Raw genomic sequence first — 16,125 nt, forward strand, 5'->3', positions numbered from 1 at the left:
TGAAGTGAAAATCAGGGTGGAATTCTCCGGCTTTTTCGAGTGACAACAGTCGGTGCAGGTAAACGCTCAGTGTTGCCTCGCCCTGGAAGCTGCAGCTCGGATAGACCACTGAATCTACGGAGCTGTAGACTGCATAGTATGAGCACGACCGTACGTGTGAGTGATGAAACGCACGCGCGCCTGGCCGCTCTTGCGGACGAGACAGGCCAGCGCATCCACACGCTGGTGGAGAATGCAGTAGCGACCTATGAGGCCACAGTGTTCTGGGAGGCGTTCCACGCTGAGTACGACCGCCTCGCTGAGGACCCCGATCAGTGGTCCGAGATTCAGGCTGAGCGAACCGGCGAAGCTTCAACTCTGCCTGACCAGTTCACTCTGCCCGGCCAAGCGAGTGGGGCGTAGCCGATGGCCCAGCGTGGCGAGATATGGCTGGTTGACTTCGGTGAACCCATCGGCCACGAACAAGGCTATCGACCCGCACTCATCATCTCGGCCGATCAGCTCAATCGCAGCCGTGCCGAGTTGATCATCGTTCTCCCCGTCACCTCGACACGCCGCCGCCTGCCGTCGCACATCGAGATCGAGCCGGACGAGTCCGGCCTGAACCACACCACCTACGCGAAAGCCGAAGACATCAAGTCGGTGTCCACCCGGCGACTCGTCCGGCGACTCGGCTCGGCGCCGATCGATCGGGTCCATCGAGCCGAACACGCACTTCGACTGCTCCTCGGGCTCTGATCGGAGCACGCAGACGACGGAGGAGGCGGATGCGGCCTGTTGATCTGGCGCGTGAGCACGGCCTGTCCTCCCAGGCGGTCCGCAACTACGAGTACGCCGGAATCCTCCCGCCTGCCGATCGGACCGACACCGGCTACCGGATCTACACCGACGCGCACGCGCGAGCGTTGCGCGCGTTCCTCGCGCTCGTACCCGGTCACGGCCATGCGACGGCGACCGTCGTGCACGCTCGATGCGCAGGCTCGCGGCATGCTGACCGGAGCTGCGCTGCTGGAGCGCTACCTGCACGCCTGACATGCGTTTGAGGGTCCCGACGATCGGGCTGGGGCGAACCAGCGTTCGATCGCTCGAAAGCCTCACCGGTTCGTTCAATGAGATCATCGAAGGTGGTCAGAGTGGTGCGACGAGGAGAACTCATGAACGCCGAAGGAATCAGCGAGCACATCCACCGCCTCGGTGCGGTCCGCACGCTCCAGAGCCCGGGGACGGTCTTCTTCATCTACGACGCCGTGGGCGACCTGCCCGACGAGCGGCTGTTCCCGTTCGCCACGCTCGTCACCGACAACAGCAACGACACCGTCTCGGACCTGGACGAACCCGGAACCTTCCGAATCAACGTCGGACTCACCAAGTCCGAGTACCGGGAACGTTTCGGCACGCCCCCGACCCGGCGCGACGAGCACGGCGTCCTGGACGCCGGTGTCGACTACGCGGCGCGGGACGAGGTCCTGCCGCACCCGCACTACGCCTCGCACAACTGGGTCTGTGTGGTGAACCCTGCCAAAAGGACGTCCGACGACGTTCACGCGATGCTCGAACGGGCACACGCTTTCGCCGCCCGAAAGTACGACAACCACCGCGCCCGCGAGCACACCCGCGTGCAAGCGGCCGGAGACGTGCCAGAGTCGTCCACTTCGGACTGAGTGGGAAGCTGTCTGTGGTCTGCGGTGGTGCTCACCTACCGGTCACCCTGCCCGGGCCGAGCACGCAAGACCATGCCCTGACGGACATCAGAACAAGATCCCGGACTAAGAGGATACGCGAGTTGATCCGGGCTGCTGGCTCCGTGGAGAGGAAGAACGCGCGGTGGCCGGTAGGCGTAGGCCGAGGGAAAATCGTTGACGCAGTGCCTGATCGCTGCCCTCCGAAGTGCCCCGGGGAAGGACAGCGCTCACTGATGGGAGGTGCGTCCTTGAAGATCATGTCGTACTCGGAGTCGCGTGCGCGGTATGCCGAGACACTGGCCTGCGTCACGGACGACCGTGAGGAAGTGATCATCACTCGGGTTGGTCACGAACCCGTCGTGATGGTCCCGCTCGACGACTACGAATCGTTGAAAGAGACGGCGTATCTGCTTCGGAGTCCGGAGAACGCGCGCCGACTGTGGGGTGCCATCGAGAGGCTCGAGCGTGGTGCGGGCGGGGCTGACGGGTGAAAGCTCACGCGGGATCGGCGCGCGTGGAACGACTACGTCTGATGGCGGACCGACGGCTGAACGCCGAAAGGGCCGCCGGAACGGATCCGGCGGCCCTTCGAGTGTCGCGTGTCAGAACGACAGGCGGCGGAAGATGACGCGCGGGAGGTGGCGCAGCACCGTCATCACCCAGCGCATCTGGCCGGGGACCCACACCTGCTCCTTGCCCTTGTTGACCGCGCCGACGATGGCCTCGGCCACCTGCTCCGGCGTCTGTGCCATCGGCGCAGGCTTCAGACCCTCGGTGAGCTTGGTCTTCACGAAGTTCGGGCGCACGACGGTGACCTTCACGCCGGAGTCCGCGAGCGCGTAGGTCAGGCCGCTGTAGAACACGTCCAGACCGGCCTTCGACGAGCCGTAGACGAAGTTCGTGCGCCGCGCGCGCTCACCGGCCGGGGACGACATGGCGACGATGTGGCCGTGGCCCTGCTTGCGCAGTTTCTCGGCGATCAGCACGCCCAGCGTCACGGGCGCGGTGTAGTTGACGTCGGCGACGAGCTGGGCGGCGTCCGGGTCGGTCCAGCTCTTCTCGTTGTCGAGCTGCACGCCGAAAGCCACCATCGTGACGTCGATGTCGCCGTCGGCGAACGCCTTGTCGATGACCTCGCGGTGCGTCTCCGGCTTACGGGCCTCGAACGGGATGACGGTCACCGTGCTGCCGGTCTGCTGCAGCCGCTCCGAGGCGGCCTCCGCGAGGTCCGCTTCCTCGGGACGTACCGCGAGCACGATCCGCAGCGGACGCTGCTCCGCGTAGCGGTGCGCCGTCGCCAGCGCGATGTCGGACGTGCCGCCGAGAATGAACAGGGACTGCGGATTTCCCACCGCGTCGATCATAGAGCCAACCTTCGAGTCGTGTCGGATTTCGCGAGTCGTTGTCGGAAGCGAACGTCGGACGTGGTCACAGACCGAGCCTGCGGGCGAGGTCGGAACGGAAGACGCCTTCGGGGTCGACCGACTCACGGATCTTGCGCCACTCGTTCAGCCGGGGATACATCTCCGCGACCGCTTCCGGATCCATCCGGGAGTCCTTCGCGAAGTACATCCGGCCGCCCGCCGCGAGCACCATCTCGTCCAGCTCGGCGCAGAACCGGTGCAGTCCCTTGGTGATCGGGAAGTCCACTGTGACCGTCCACCCGGGCATCGCGAACGACAACGGAGCCGGGTTGCTCTCGCCCATCCGCTTGAGCACGTTGAGAAACGTGACGTGGGGGGAATGAGCGATCTTGCGGACCAGCTCGCGCAGCTCCGGTTCCTTGTCGAACGGCAACAGCAACTGGTACTGCAGGAAGCCCTTCGACCCGTAAGCCCGGTTCCACTCACCGAACATGTCGAGCGGGTGGTAGAAGGCCGTGAGGTTCTGGATCTGTCCTCGGCCCTGCTTCGGCGCCTTGCGGAACCAGACCTCGCCGAGCGCGCCGAACGTGAACTTGTTCGCCAGCCCGTTCGGGAAGACGTCCGGGAACGTCATCAGCTGCGGTGCGTCGAATTTCAACGGGTCGCGGCGCAGCTTCTTCGGCAGCTCGTCCACCTTCGCCAGCGAGCCGCGTGAGAACACCGCACGGCCCAGCTTCGGCCCGGTGGAGATCGCGTCGAACCACGCCATCGAGTAGTCGTAGTGCATGTCCGAGCCGTTGCCGAACAGCTCGAGCGTCTCGTCCAGATCGGCCGTGCGGTCGTTGTCGACCACGAAGTAGGCCGACTCGGTGCGCTTCATCCGGACCTTCGCACGCACGACGATGCCGGTCAGCCCCATGCCGCCGACCGTCGCCCAGAACAGCTCCGCACCTTCGCCTTCCGGGGTGAGGGTGCGGACCTCGCCGTCGGCGGTGAGCAGGTCCAGCGAGACCACGTGGTTGCCGAAGCTGCCGTGCGAGTGGTGGTTCTTGCCGTGGATGTCGGAGCCGATCGCCCCGCCCACGGTCACCTGCCGCGTCCCCGGCAGCACCGGCACCCACAGGCCCAGCGGCAGGGCGGCGCGCATCAGCGCGTCGAGGCTCACGCCTGCGTCGACGTCGACGAGCGCGTTGTCCGCGTCGATCGAATAGATCTGGCGCAGCGCGGTCATGTCGATGACGGTGCCGCCCGCGTTCTGCGACGGGTCACCGTAGCTGCGACCGAGACCGCGAGCGATGACGCCGCGTTCGCCGGCGGTACGGACCTCGTGGGCCAGCGTGGGCAGGTCGCAGGTGCTCACGACGCGGGCCCGGCTCGGGGCGGTGCGCCCCCACCCGGTCAGCGTCCGCGTTTCTTCGCGCGGTTGAGCCGTCACAGTTCGAGCCTCCGGGACAGGTCGGAATGGAACACGCCGTTCGGGTCGTACTTCGCGCGCAACGCCCGCCACTCGCTCATGCGCGGATAGCCCGCGTGCAGGGTGGCGGCCGACGTGCGCGACTCCTTCGCCAGGTACAGGCGGCCACCGGCCTCCAGCACCATGTCGTCGAGTTCGTTGCACAGCTTGTTCAGGCCGGGACGCACCGGCAGATCCACGGCAAGCGTCCAGCCCGGCGTCGGGAAGGACAGCACCCCGTCGTTGCCCGCGCCGAAACGTTTCAACACGTTCAACGCCGAGACGTGGCCGGAGGCGGAGATCGTGCGCATCATCCGGCGGAAGACGTCCTCCTGCCCGAACGGCACCATGAACTGGTACTGCAGGAACCCCGCAGGCCCGTACAACCGGTTCCACTCGGCCGCGATGTCCAGCGGGTTGAAGAACTGCGTGATGTTCTGCACCGAACCGAACCGGGTCGGTGACTTGCGCCACCACACCTCGTTGAACATCCGGGCCGTGAGGTTGTTGAGCATCCCGTTAGGGAAGACCGGCGGCACCGTCGCCAGCTGCGGTGCGGCGAAGTGGAACGGGTCCTTGCGCAACTTCGGCGGCAGGTCGTCGTAGGTGGCCGACCAGCCGCGCGTGAGGGTGCCGCGCCCGAGCTTGTCGCCGCCGATCACCGAGTCGAACCACGCGACCGAGTACGTGTACTGCTCGTCGTTGCTGTGCAGCCTGGCCATCAGCTCGTCGAGGTTGTGCACCTGTTCGGTGTCGACGAGGAAGTAGGCGGACTCGACGCGCTTGAGCCGGATCGTGGCACGCAGCACGATGCCGACCAGGCCCATACCGCCGACGACGGCCCAGAACAGCTCCGCGTGCTCGCCGTCCGGGCTCGCCGTGCGGATCTCGCCGTCGGCGCCGAGCACGTCCATCGACAGCACGTGGTTGCCGAAGCTGCCCTCGCTGTGGTGGTTCTTGCCGTGCACGTCGGCGGCGATCGCGCCGCCGACCGTCACCTGCCGGGTACCGGGCATCACCGGGATCCACAACCCGTGCGGGATGACCGCGCGCACCAGGTCGTCGATGGAGACACCCGCGTCGACGTCGACGGTCGCGTCCGAGACGTCCACGTCGTGGATGCGGTGCAGGGCGGTCATGTCCAGCACGAGGCCGCCGGCATTCTGCGACGGGTCCCCGTAGCTGCGGCCGAGACCACGGGCGATGACGCCGCGCTCACCGGACTCCCGCACGGCCTTGGCCAGCGCGTCCACGTCCGGGCTGTGCACCACGCGGGCCGTGGTCGGCGCAGTGCGACCCCACCCGGTCAGGGTGCGGCGTTCGTCCTGTAACGATTCCACCCAGCCGAGTCTATCGACGCGCCGGGCCACCGAAGCGCCGGGTTCGCGTGGCCGACACGGCCGTGGCGGACGTCCTCGATACACTCGGGTCAGCCCGTCTGTGCGGGCCGTGACGGCCGAGGTGCACTCGCCCGCACGACGGTGCAGGCGAGCGCCTCCCCGTACCCGACCCGCAGCAAACGCACTCCGAGGTGAACAGTGGCAGTGGCCTCACCCGACGCCGAGTCAGCGACCGCACCGAAGCGCAGCCTCGTCACCCAACTCGTGCGCTTCATCGCCATCGGCGGGATCTGCGCGGTGATCGACTTCGGCACCTATTCGCTGTTGCTCGGGCTCGCCGGCTGGCCGGTGTGGCTGTCCAAGTCGATCAGCTTCATCCTCGGCACCACGACCTCGTACTTCATCAACCGGCGGTTCACCTTCAACGGCGCCAACACGGGCAACACGAAGGCGAAGGCCGCCGGGTTCGCGATCATCTACACGACCACGTTCTTCGTGAACGTCGGTACCAACCAGCTGCTCGTGGTGCTGCTGAACGCCAACGAGGCGTGGCACTACACCGCGATCTGGGTCGTCGCCCAGGGCCTCGGCACGATGATCAATTTCGTGATGCTCAAGTGGGTCGTCTTCCGCGACTGAAGGTTCGCGACTGCGCCCGAGTTCCCCGTCCGGGTCGCCGTCGGGCACCCGGCAGCCGTTCCTCGCGGAATCCTGCAGCTCGATCCGGGCGCCCACTCGTCAGTTGCTGAATCCGGTGCCGCGGGTCGGGGCGCCGTAGGCGTTGGCGTCGGAGCGGGTCGACTCGATGTGCGCGGTCGCGACCTGCGCGAAGTTCACCGCGAAGACCGTGCCGTCGGCCGTGGCCAGTGCCACCGGTTCACCGGAACTCATCAGGGACGGCAACCGGTCGGTCAGCCGCGCCGCCTCCTCGGCGCTGAGAGCGACGTGCAGCGGCTGCGGAGCCCCGGCGAGATGCAGGACGAGTGCGGGTTTCTTGTCTGCCATACGGATCAGCGCACCACGCCCCGGCGTCCGCGACCACCCCGGTTCGCCCTGAGCTGAGCCGCCCACCGGCACGTTCGCTCACGGCGGACGTGCCGGCGGGCCGGGCTCACTCGTCGTCGGCCGCGTCGGGACCCTCGCCGAAGCCCTGCACGTCGTTGCGGTCGTCCGACGAGGGCACGTCGCCCGGCAAGGACACCGTCGGGCTGATCGGCCCCGGCGACCACCGGCCCCAGTGGGTCTCCCGGTGTTGTACGAGCGCGGTCTCGGCGGGCAGCGCATCCGGCGCGTACGGGTCCACCGTGTACAGCGAACCCCAGTCCCGATGGATGTTGTTCTTCAGATACGTCGGCATCTCCCGCATCGTCGCGGTCACGTTCATCCAGCCGAACGCGCCACCGGCGTCGGGTGAGGACCAGCCCTGCCCCATACCCCGGAACTCGGCGCCCGCGGCCACCCGGAACCGGGGCATCTCGGCGATGCCGTTGCGGATCTGGGACGGCTGCAGACACGGGTGCGTGAACGCGGCCGTCCATTCCACGTACGTGGGGGAATCGCCCACGAAGTCGGTCATGTTCGTCAGCTGCGGTGCGCGGGGAGCACCCACCCCGAGCCAGCCGCTGACGCCGAGCGCCTGGTCCACGGCCACCAGACGCATCTTCGTGGCGTCCTTCGGCGGGCCGTCGAGCGTGAGGCGCGCCTCCCGCCACTGGGGCGCTCCCGCCTGCGAGACGGGGCGCCGCTGCAGCATCTCGAAGCCGTTCTCGGTCTCGCGGCCGAACTCGGCGATCAGGGCGTTGGCCCCCACCTCGCTGCCCGCGATGGTGAGCACCACCGGCACCTGGCCCGACGTGGCCCGCTCCGGCAGGTCGTACCACTGGGTCCGTAGCTCGCCGGTGCCGAGTCCCTGCGGGTCGTAGCTGCCCCACACGGGTGCGTCGTCCCCGCCGAACTCGTGCGGCGGCTTCCAGTCGGGTTCGAACGGATCGGACCCGTCGCCCGGAGGGAGCCCGGGGCGGTTGAAGCCTTGGAGCTTGGCTCCGAGGTACTCGTCCGGCGTCTCCTCCTCCCGCAGCCGCTTCGGGACGTCCAGTTCGGGATTGGCGACCGACGGTTGCTCCGGGGAGACGGTGAGCAAGCCGGCCTTCGGGTTCGGCTCCGCGAACACGTAGTCGGACAGACCGCAGCTGGCTCCGGTGAGCTGTTTGATGTTGTCCGCGCCGAGGCTGTAACTGCCCCACTGCTTCTGGATGACCTTCGCGAACACACCGACCTCGCCGACGACGAGCAGCGCGCACAGGATCGCCAGCGGCGCGGTACCGAGCCGCAGCGCCCTGCTGCGCAGCTCCATCCCGGAGGCGGAACCGGGCTTCTTGCTCGGGAGGTGCTCGTCGACCACCTTCGGGTTGTGCGGATCGAGCTTGAGGTGCTCGATGAACGCGATGACACCGGCGATCGCCGCGACGGCCAGCAGCGCCGTGCTCGCCATGTAGCCGTTGTAGGACGGCGGCTTGTCGAACCAGGGCACGCCCCAGCCGGAGACGTACCACCACGCGTTGGTGCCGGTCGCCGCGAAGGCGAAGATCATCATCAGTCCGGCGAAGAACACCATGCGGTTGCGTTTCGACCGCAGCACGGTGCTGCTCGTGGCGAGCGCCGTCAACGCGGCGAGTGCGCCCCCGACGGCGGCGAACACGCCGAAGTGGTGAGACCACTTCGTGGGGGTGGCCATCAGGACGACGAACGACAGCGCCGTCACTGCGAGCAGCCTGCGGCTCGGCCCGAGTGCGGCCCCCCGGATGCGGCCGCGCCGCAGCAACACCACCGCGCAGGTGGCCAGGCACAGGATCACCAGCAGCACCGGGAAGCGCCGGGTCAGCGAGCCGTCGGGACTCTGGCCGAACAGCGCATTGTACCGGCTCAGCTCCTGATACCACTCCTCGCTGGGGCCGATGTCGGTGCGCAGCTCGGTCGCGTCCATGGTCGACTGCCACGTCTGGTCGGCGAAGACCACGGTGAGAATGACCAGACCGCACGCCGCGATCGGCGCCAGCACGGGCAGCCAGCCGAACTGTTTCGCGCGTTCGTGCAGGAGCTTGAGCAGCGGCTTCAGTGCGGCCACGAACGGCAGCACGGCCACCAGCCCGTGGGGATTCGCGCCGACGGCCAGTGCCGCACCGACCAGACCGAGCGCGGCGGGCATGAGCCTTCGCGTGGCCACGGCGCGCTCCACCGCGCACAGCGCCAGCAGCGAGAACAGCACGACGACCGGCTCAGGCCGCATCCCGTTGTTGTACGGCAGCCAGAAAGCCAGGAACACGGCCGCGGCGGCCCAACCCGCGGCGTGGCTGCGTCTGACCTGCTGACCCAGGCGGGGGAGAACCTCACGACTGATGAGCAGCCAGCTGAGGATGCCCATGAGCAGCGCGGGTAGTCGGACCCACGGCACCGCCGTGGAGACCTGCACCCACAGCGAGTACAGCTCGTAGAACCAGCCGAACGGGGCTTCGGGGACGGCGAACCAGCGGTAGTAGTTACTGATGTAGCCGGTCGCCTCACGAGCCCGCGCGATGGTGAGGATGTAGCCGTCGTCCGAGGTCATCGCTCCGATGAGCCACCAGGCACCGAGCACACCGACGACGGCGGTGTCGCGCAGTGTCGGCTTCCACCAGCCCGGCGGTGCCAGTCGCGGTGGCCGGCGCCCGGCGCGGACGTCCAGCTTGCGCAGGCAGATGACGGAGCCGACGAAGCAGACGAGGGCGAGCGCGATCGCCGTCCACTTCAGCGGCGTCGCGTAGCTCTCGTACCGGTTGTCGATGCGGGCCTCGAACGAGAGCCCTTCGACGTTGTCCTGCTGCTCGTCGAGCTCGGAGTAGATGCCGGTGAGCTGGGCCCGCTGGTCCCCCGGCGAGTTGGCGATGGTCTGGTCGCCGATCTTCGCGGTGGTTCCGGCGGCACTCGACTGGATCGTGATGGAGCAGTCACCGGGCGGGACGAGCGCGGTACCGAGCTGCTGACCCTTGCTCAGCAGGGTCACCTGATTGTTGATCACCTGGAGCGTGAGCGCGGTGACCTTGCCGTATTCGGAGTTCGTGGGGTTGGTGCTCACCAGCGTGCCCGGGCCGTCCGAGCGGGCGTCGAGGTCCCGCGCGGAGGAGCACGGAACCTCGGCGTCGATCCACACGGGCGAGTACGTCGCCAGCGGCGCCGAGACCGACTGGGTGCCCTGAGCGGTCGGCCACTTGAGGGTGCCGATGTCGTGGAAGACGGGCAGGAACGGGACCGCGACGGACAGCAGCGCGCCGAGCACGCCGAGCACCGTGGCGACGATCTTCAGACGCTTCGCTCGCGGCTGCCCGTTCGTGGGGTGCGCGGTGGTGTCGCCGGACGAGTGGTTCTCCTCGTCAGGTTCGGTGGTGTCTCCCTTGCCCGCACTAAGCACAGGGGGAGGATAGTCGCCCTGACCCGGGCCTTTACGGAGCGGGGACCCCTGCGTAGCGGCGGGTGTGCGCGGACGTTGGCTGTCCTGCGGACTCAGGTTGCTCTCAGGCGCACGTCACTTCGCGGCCACCCATTGAGAGGGTGTGCGGGGTTGGCCTGCGTGGGTGGTTGCGTGGCGGAACCTCAACGCCGTCCTCGCTGCGGGATCGATTTCTTGAGTAGCGACCTACGTGGCGAAATCGCTGTCCTCGCGAGGACGGCGCTGAGAACCCGCGGGTGGCTGGTTTGCGTAGGCGGCGGGACAAAAGTCCGGGACGGTGTGCCTGAACGCCGCCTTCAACACCCGTACCCTCCAGCTAAGCCGTTCCGGCGAGGAGCTGGGCCACTCGCTGGTGGGAGGTGCCGACGACCTCCGCGATGGCCCGCTGACTCATCCCCGACTCGCGCAAGGTGGTGATGACCTCCAGCCGGGCGCGGTCGCGATTCGCGAGGGCTTTCGCGGCCTCGGCCTCCCAGTGCTGCAAGGCGTCCACCGACTCCGTGTAGTCACGCCCGCCCTGGCTGAACCGCCACTCCAGCTCGAAGTACGATTCCGGCTCGCCGGTGAGCAGGTGGAGCATGTCGCGCACCTCGAGGTCCACGTCTTCGAGGCGTTCGACGTCGGTCACGGCTCCGGCGAGGTCACGGACGGCCGCGACCCACAGGTGGTCCTCGCGGTGGACGTCGACGACGTGATGATCGGGCCTGGGTGACATCATTTCTCCTCCATCCACTTCTCGCCGAAGATCGATGCCAGCTGCGTTTCGATGCTGCGAAGCACCATCCAGGACAGCTCGCGTTGGTGACCGGTGAGGGTGAAGCTCGCGAGGTGGTCCCCGGTTTCTCGATCGCGGACGTGGAAGAGTCGATGAGAGCCCTTGCCTCGGGCGGGATCTTCTTCGATGCTCGCGCCGTGCTCGCGCGCGGCCTTGCGCGCGAGTTGGAGCACCTTCGCAGGTTTCAGTTTCCTCGTGACCACGACGCTACGTCTATCGGATTGACCGCGCAAGTGGCAAGTATGCTAGAAACTTTCGTGTTCAGCGGCGGAAGAACTGCTCCCGGCGTCCCTGACGGACCAGACGCATCCACTCGAGGAACGCCTTCGGGTCCCGGCGCTGGCCGACGAAGTACAGGCCGAACCGCACGAACTCGAGCGCGCCGATCTTGCGCATCCCCGGCTGGGCGAGCAGGTAGCCGCGATTGCGGTAGGTGTAGTAGCGCTTGTTCGCATCCGCCGGGTCCTGGGCGTGGAACCGCCCTCCCAGCATCGGCTTGAACTCCTCCGAGCCGTCCGGATGCACGAAGCGCGTCCGCAGCGTGGTTCCGAACGGCAGCCCGGAACGCACCACCCTGCGGTGCATCTCCACCTCGTCGCCGCGGAAGAACAACCGGTAGTCCGGAACGCCGACGACGTCCAACGTGGACGAACGGAACAGCGCGCCGTTGAAGAACGACGCGATGCCGGGCAGGAAATCCCCGTCGGCCCCCTCGGCCCGCAGGTCCTCGGCATTGCGCTTCCAGGTCAGGCCGCGACGCAACGGGAAGGCGAGCCGCTCGGGCCGCTCGATGTTCACCACGGTCGGCGAGACGGCCGCCAGGCCACGCTGCTCGGCGACGTCGATGAGCGTGGCCAGCGCGTCCTCGTCGGCGGGCCTGCCGTCGTCGTCGCCGAGCCACACCCACTCCGCGCCCAGCGAGAGCGCGTGCAGGATGCCCAGCGCGAACCCGCCCGCGCCACCGAGGTTGCGCTTCGACGGCAGGTACGTGGACGGGATCGGGCATTCGGCGACGACGTCGTCGACGGGCTTGTCCGGGCCGTTGTCGACGACCACGAGGTGATCGGGCACGCGCGACTGCGCGGCGATGACCTTGAGCGACTCCGCCAGCAGCTCACGGCGATGCCGGGTCACGATCACCGTGACGACGGAGTCGTGAGGGAGGTCGGGCTGCTGTCCGGAGTCCGTGCTCATGGATGTCCCTCTGTGGTCCCGGTGGCGGCATTGTCGGCGGCCCGTGCGGAGCCGTTCGTCTGCCCGGTCGTCGGCGCGGACTCGCCGATCCGTGCCAAGGCTTCCTGGCTGAGGTTCTCGAACGGGTCCTTGCCCTTGTAGTGCGTGAGCACGCTACGCAGCGAGCCCTGCTCGCGCATCTCACCCTTGTCCAGCCAGATCGCCGTGTTGCACAGCTCCATGAGGAACTCGTCCGAGTGCGAGGCGAAGACCAGGATGCCGGAGCGCTTCACGAGGTCGGTGAGCCGTTCGCGCGCCTTCTCCAGGAACTCCGCGTCCACCGCGCCGATCCCCTCGTCGAGGATGAGGATCTCGGGGTCGATGGAGGTCACCACGCCCAGCGCGAGCCGGACCCGCATACCCGTGGAGTACGTGCGCAGCGGCATCGCGAGGTAGTCGCCGAGCTCGGTGAACTCGGCGATCTCGTCGACCCTGGCCTCCATCTGCTTGCGGTTCATCCCGAGGAACAACCCCCGGATGATCATGTTCTCGTAGCCGGAGATCTCCGGGTCCATCCCGACGCCGAGGTCGAAGACCGGCGCGACCTTGCCGACGACCTTCGCGCTGCCGCGAGTGGGCTCGTAGATGCCGGCGAGCAGCCGCAGCAGCGTCGACTTGCCCGCACCGTTGTGGCCGACCAGGGCCACCCGGTCGCCGTGCCGCAGCGACAGGTTGATGTCGTTCAACGCCTCGATGATCGGGACACGGCTGTCGGTGCCGATCTTGCCGCCGGTCTTGCCGAGGACGGCCTTCTTCAGCGAGCGGGACTTCGCGTCGAAGATCGGGAAGTCGACCGCTGCGTTCCACACGTCGATGCTGACCACGGTTCGTCCTCCCTCAGACCCAGTAGGAAACGCGCGAGCGGTAGTTGCGCAGGACGAGCAAGGCCAGCGCCCAGCCCCCGGCGGTGAAGGCGAGCACCAGCCACCAGTGGTGCATGCTCTGGTCCTCGCCGAGCAGCGGCGCGCGCACGATGTCGACGTAGTGATAGATCGGGTTGAGCTGCGCCAGCCAGGCTCGCGGCCCGGCGTTCTGCTCCAGGATCTCGATCGGCCAGACGATCGGCGACATGAAGAACAGCAGCTGCATCAGGCTCGTGACCACCGGCGGGATGTCGCGGAACCGGGTGCTGGCCACGCCGAGCAACAACACGACCCACACGCCGTTGAGCAGCAGCAACGCGAACGCGGGCAGCACCGAGATGATCTTCCAGGTCACGTCCGGCTGAAAGATCGCGAGGATGCCGAGATAGACGACGAGGTTGTGCAGGAACAGCAGGAACTCCCGCCACACGGTGCGCAGCACGTGGACCATGACGGGGGCGGGCAGCTGCTTGATCAGCCCCTCGTTCTTGATGAAGACCTCGGTGCCGCTGCTCAGGCAGCCGCTGATGAAGTACCAGACGATGAAACCGACCGTCATGTACGGGACGTACTGAGCCGGATCCTGGCCGAAGATCGTGGAGTACAGGAAGCCCAGACCGGCGGCGGTGACGGCCATGCCGACCGTGATCCACAGTGGCCCCAGAACCGAGCGCCGGTAGCGCTGTTTGATGTCCTGCCAGCCGAGATGCGCCCAGAGCTGGCGCTGTCGGATGCCGCTGGACATGTCGTGGAACGCCTTGCTCCAGCTCCGCGAAGACGCGTCGGGGGGTGCTGGAGGTCGCTCTGGCGTGCTGGTCGGCTGCACAGTGGGTCAGCGTACCGATGGCCCGGTCGCCGACCCGGTGCGGGCGTCCCCCGGACGGTGGAGGTGCGCAAAGCGGACGCAGTGCCCCGCGCGCGTCGGGAGAGCGCGGTGTCAGAGTGCATCGAGGAACTGGCTTGTGTGCCCGTACGTGACCAGCCGGGGCAGGGTGAGGGGCTCCTCGGGCGGCGGTACCGGACCACCCACCCAAGTTCCCGAATGCGCTCTCAGAGGTACTGGCCGGTGCCTCGTGGCTGGTGCTGAGCCGCCTCGGCCTCCGCCGCGCCCGGTGGCAAACCGCGCCGCATCGACTCCAGCTGCGCACGAGCCGCCATCTGCTGCGCGAACAGGGCCGTCTGCAGGCCGTGGAAGAGTCCCTCGAGCCAGCCGACGAGCTGGGCCTGGGCGATCCGCAGTTCGGACTCCGACGGGGTGCTCTCCTGGGCGAACGGCAGCGACAGCCGCTCCAGCTCCTCGATGAGCTCCGGGGCCAGGCCCTGCTCCAGCTCGCGGATGGAGGACTGGTGGATCTCCTTGAGCCGGGTGCGGCTCGCCTCGTCCAGTGGTGCCTGCCGCACCTCCTCGAGGAGCTGCTTGATCATGGTGCCGATGCGCATGACCTTCGCGGGCTGCTCGACGAGCTCACCGAGCTCCTGACCGCTCCTGGCCTCGTCCTGGCCCGGGTCCTGGTCGCCGTCGCCGACCACGAAGACGTGTTCCTGATCGTTCTGGTTCATGGGTCCATCCTGACTCGTCCTGTCCTGCGCGACCGATCGGGTGAGGGAGCCGCCGAGTCCCGCTCGGCGGGTGACCCGGGAACAGCATGGAACCTCGGCACGTGGTCCCTGCAACACAGCCCCGGGGTGAGTCGATTCCCGCAGCCTCCGTACGGTAGCCGCATGGGGTTCGACGTCGCTGCCGTGCGCGGGCTGTTCCCCGCTCTCGGCGACGGCTGGGTGCACCTGGACGCCCCCGCCGGAATGCAGGTTCCCGAGCAGGTGGCGACCGCGGTCTCGACCGCGTTGCGCGCGCCCGTTTCGGGCCCCGGTGGGATTTTCCCCGCTTCCCAGCGCGCGGAGGCGATCGTGGACGCGGCCCGCCGCTCGATCGCCGACCTCGTCGGTGCCGACCCGGCGGGCGTGGTGCTCGGGCCGAGTTCGGCCGTGCTGTTGCAACGCCTCGCCGACGGGCTGGGCGAGGGCTGGATGATCGGTGACGACGTGGTCGTCTCGCGGCTGGACCACCCCGCCAACATCGCCCCCTGGCAGCGCGCGGCGCAGCGCTCCGGCAGCTCGGTCAAGTTCGCCGAGGTCGACATCGAGACCTGCGAGCTGCCCGAGTGGCAGTTCCGGGAACTCGTCTCCCCGCGGACCAAGGTCGTGGCCGTCACGGCCGCCTCGGGTGCGGTCGGCACGCGCCCGGACGTCCGCAAGATCGCCGACTCCGCCGCCGAGCACGATGCGCTGGTCGTGGTGGACGGCGCGGCCGCCGCTCCGTTCCTGCCGTTGGACATGACGACGATGGGTGCCGACGTGGTGGCCCTCAACGCTTCGGCGTGGGGCGGGCCACCGGTCGGGGCATTGGTGTTCCGCGACGTCGGGATGCTCGACCGGTTGCCGTCGGTCGCGCTGGAACCCGGAGCGCGCGGAGCGGAACGGATGGAGCTCGGCCCGCACGCCTACCCGCTGCTGGCCGGGCTCGTCTCGTCCGTGGACTACCTCGCCGGGCTCGACGACGCGGCCCTCGGGCCTCGCCGGGAGCGGCTGTTGACCTCGCTCGGCTCCGTGAAGGCGTACCAGGCGGGGCTGCTGGCGAACCTGACCAACGGTCTGCGCGCGATGCGGCACGTGATGCTGATCGGCGACGCGATGCGGCGGGTGCCGTCGGTGTCGTTCACGGTCGACGGTGTCAAGGCAGAAGACGCGATCGAGCACCTCTCGGAGCGGGGCGTGTGCGCGTTCGCCGACCCCGGCACCCACGGCGTGTTCGCCGTGCTGGGAGCCGGTGAGGTCGGGGGAGCGGTGCGCGTCGGCCTCGCCCATTACACCAACGCGAGCGAGGTCGACCAGCTCGTCCGCGCGGTCTCCGAACTCACCTGACGCGCGCGGG

General features: G+C 68.1%; 17 protein-coding genes and 1 pseudogene. 7 read left to right on the forward strand and 11 right to left on the reverse strand.

Features of this window, described 5'->3' with window-relative positions; all coding sequences use genetic code 11:
- The first annotated feature begins 138 nt into the window (after positions 1-138).
- The 5 genes and pseudogenes from GIY23_RS00705 (at position 139) to GIY23_RS00725 (ending at position 2,173) form a co-directional block, all read left to right on the forward strand.
- Positions 139-402: a hypothetical protein gene (locus GIY23_RS00705; RefSeq protein WP_154074891.1), complete on the forward strand. Its 264-nt coding sequence runs from the start codon at positions 139-141 to the stop codon at positions 400-402.
- A 3-nt stretch (positions 403-405) separates the two neighbouring features.
- Positions 406-738 carry a type II toxin-antitoxin system PemK/MazF family toxin gene (locus GIY23_RS00710; RefSeq protein ID WP_154074892.1) on the forward strand — a complete coding sequence of 111 codons (333 nt, stop codon included), beginning with the start codon at positions 406-408 and terminating at the stop codon, positions 736-738.
- A 29-nt stretch (positions 739-767) separates the two neighbouring features.
- Positions 768-962, forward strand: a pseudogene (locus GIY23_RS00715) (MerR family DNA-binding transcriptional regulator); the annotation flags it as partial.
- A 192-nt stretch (positions 963-1,154) separates the two neighbouring features.
- Entirely contained in the window at positions 1,155-1,661 is a 507-nt protein-coding gene (locus GIY23_RS00720) for a DUF6194 family protein (RefSeq protein ID WP_154074893.1), read from the forward strand.
- A gap of 254 nt (positions 1,662-1,915) precedes the next feature.
- Positions 1,916-2,173: a type II toxin-antitoxin system Phd/YefM family antitoxin gene (locus GIY23_RS00725; RefSeq protein ID WP_228717471.1), complete on the forward strand. Its 258-nt coding sequence runs from the start codon at positions 1,916-1,918 to the stop codon at positions 2,171-2,173.
- A 111-nt stretch (positions 2,174-2,284) separates the two neighbouring features.
- On the opposite strand, the gene GIY23_RS00730 is transcribed toward GIY23_RS00725, so the two are convergent.
- The 3 genes from GIY23_RS00730 to GIY23_RS00740 all read right to left on the reverse strand — a co-directional run bounded on the left by GIY23_RS00730 (position 2,285) and on the right by GIY23_RS00740 (position 5,839).
- Complete coding sequence (locus tag GIY23_RS00730) at positions 2,285-3,046, reverse strand: decaprenylphospho-beta-D-erythro-pentofuranosid-2-ulose 2-reductase (RefSeq protein WP_154074894.1); 762 nt, start codon at positions 3,044-3,046, stop codon at positions 2,285-2,287.
- Positions 3,047-3,110: 64 nt separating this feature from the next.
- Positions 3,111-4,481, reverse strand: a complete 1,371-nt coding sequence (locus GIY23_RS00735; RefSeq protein ID WP_154074895.1) for an FAD-binding oxidoreductase — start codon at positions 4,479-4,481, stop codon at positions 3,111-3,113.
- Positions 4,478-5,839, reverse strand: coding sequence for an FAD-binding protein (locus GIY23_RS00740; RefSeq protein WP_154074896.1), 1,362 nt, complete (start codon positions 5,837-5,839; stop codon positions 4,478-4,480). The genes GIY23_RS00735 and GIY23_RS00740 overlap by 4 nt, the downstream gene beginning before the upstream one ends.
- Positions 5,840-6,037: 198 nt before the next feature.
- On the opposite strand from GIY23_RS00740, the gene GIY23_RS00745 reads away from it, so the two are divergent.
- Positions 6,038-6,478 carry a GtrA family protein gene (locus tag GIY23_RS00745; protein ID WP_154074897.1) on the forward strand — a complete coding sequence of 147 codons (441 nt, stop codon included), beginning with the start codon at positions 6,038-6,040 and terminating at the stop codon, positions 6,476-6,478.
- Between the two features lie 99 nt (positions 6,479-6,577).
- Here GIY23_RS00745 and GIY23_RS00750 read toward each other — a convergent pair whose 3' ends face one another.
- The 8 genes from GIY23_RS00750 to GIY23_RS00785 form a co-directional block, all read right to left on the reverse strand.
- Complete coding sequence (locus GIY23_RS00750) at positions 6,578-6,844, reverse strand: hypothetical protein (RefSeq protein WP_154074898.1); 267 nt, start codon at positions 6,842-6,844, stop codon at positions 6,578-6,580.
- Positions 6,845-6,950: 106 nt separating this feature from the next.
- Positions 6,951-10,283 carry an arabinosyltransferase domain-containing protein gene (locus GIY23_RS00755; RefSeq protein WP_154074899.1) on the reverse strand — a complete coding sequence of 1,111 codons (3,333 nt, stop codon included), beginning with the start codon at positions 10,281-10,283 and terminating at the stop codon, positions 6,951-6,953.
- Positions 10,284-10,638: 355 nt separating this feature from the next.
- Positions 10,639-11,040 carry a MerR gene (locus GIY23_RS00760; RefSeq protein WP_154074900.1) on the reverse strand — a complete coding sequence of 134 codons (402 nt, stop codon included), beginning with the start codon at positions 11,038-11,040 and terminating at the stop codon, positions 10,639-10,641.
- A complete protein-coding gene (locus tag GIY23_RS00765; protein WP_228717472.1) occupies positions 11,037-11,270 on the reverse strand; it encodes a hypothetical protein in 234 nt (77 codons plus the stop codon). Before GIY23_RS00765 ends, GIY23_RS00760 begins: the two co-directional genes overlap by 4 nt.
- An 88-nt stretch (positions 11,271-11,358) precedes the next feature.
- Positions 11,359-12,291 carry a galactofuranosyltransferase GlfT1 gene (glfT1, locus tag GIY23_RS00770; protein ID WP_154074901.1) on the reverse strand — a complete coding sequence of 311 codons (933 nt, stop codon included), beginning with the start codon at positions 12,289-12,291 and terminating at the stop codon, positions 11,359-11,361.
- A complete protein-coding gene (gene wzt / locus GIY23_RS00775; RefSeq protein ID WP_228717473.1) occupies positions 12,288-13,154 on the reverse strand; it encodes a galactan export ABC transporter ATP-binding subunit Wzt/RfbE in 867 nt (288 codons plus the stop codon). The genes glfT1 and wzt overlap by 4 nt, the downstream gene beginning before the upstream one ends.
- Before the next feature lie 13 nt (positions 13,155-13,167).
- A complete protein-coding gene (wzm, locus tag GIY23_RS00780) occupies positions 13,168-14,019 on the reverse strand; it encodes a galactan export ABC transporter permease subunit Wzm/RfbD (RefSeq protein WP_456061929.1) in 852 nt (283 codons plus the stop codon).
- A 224-nt stretch (positions 14,020-14,243) separates the two neighbouring features.
- Positions 14,244-14,753: a bacterial proteasome activator family protein gene (locus GIY23_RS00785; RefSeq protein WP_154074903.1), complete on the reverse strand. Its 510-nt coding sequence runs from the start codon at positions 14,751-14,753 to the stop codon at positions 14,244-14,246.
- A 162-nt stretch (positions 14,754-14,915) separates the two neighbouring features.
- Between GIY23_RS00785 and GIY23_RS00790 the strand changes: the two genes are divergently transcribed.
- Positions 14,916-16,115 (forward strand): cysteine desulfurase-like protein, encoded by a 1,200-nt coding sequence (locus tag GIY23_RS00790; RefSeq protein WP_154074904.1) that lies wholly within the window; start codon positions 14,916-14,918, stop codon positions 16,113-16,115.
- Positions 16,116-16,125: the final 10 nt, after the last annotated feature.

Origin of the sequence: Allosaccharopolyspora coralli (assembly GCF_009664835.1) — a bacterium.
Taxonomy (GTDB): Bacteria; Actinomycetota; Actinomycetes; order Mycobacteriales; family Pseudonocardiaceae; genus Allosaccharopolyspora; species Allosaccharopolyspora coralli.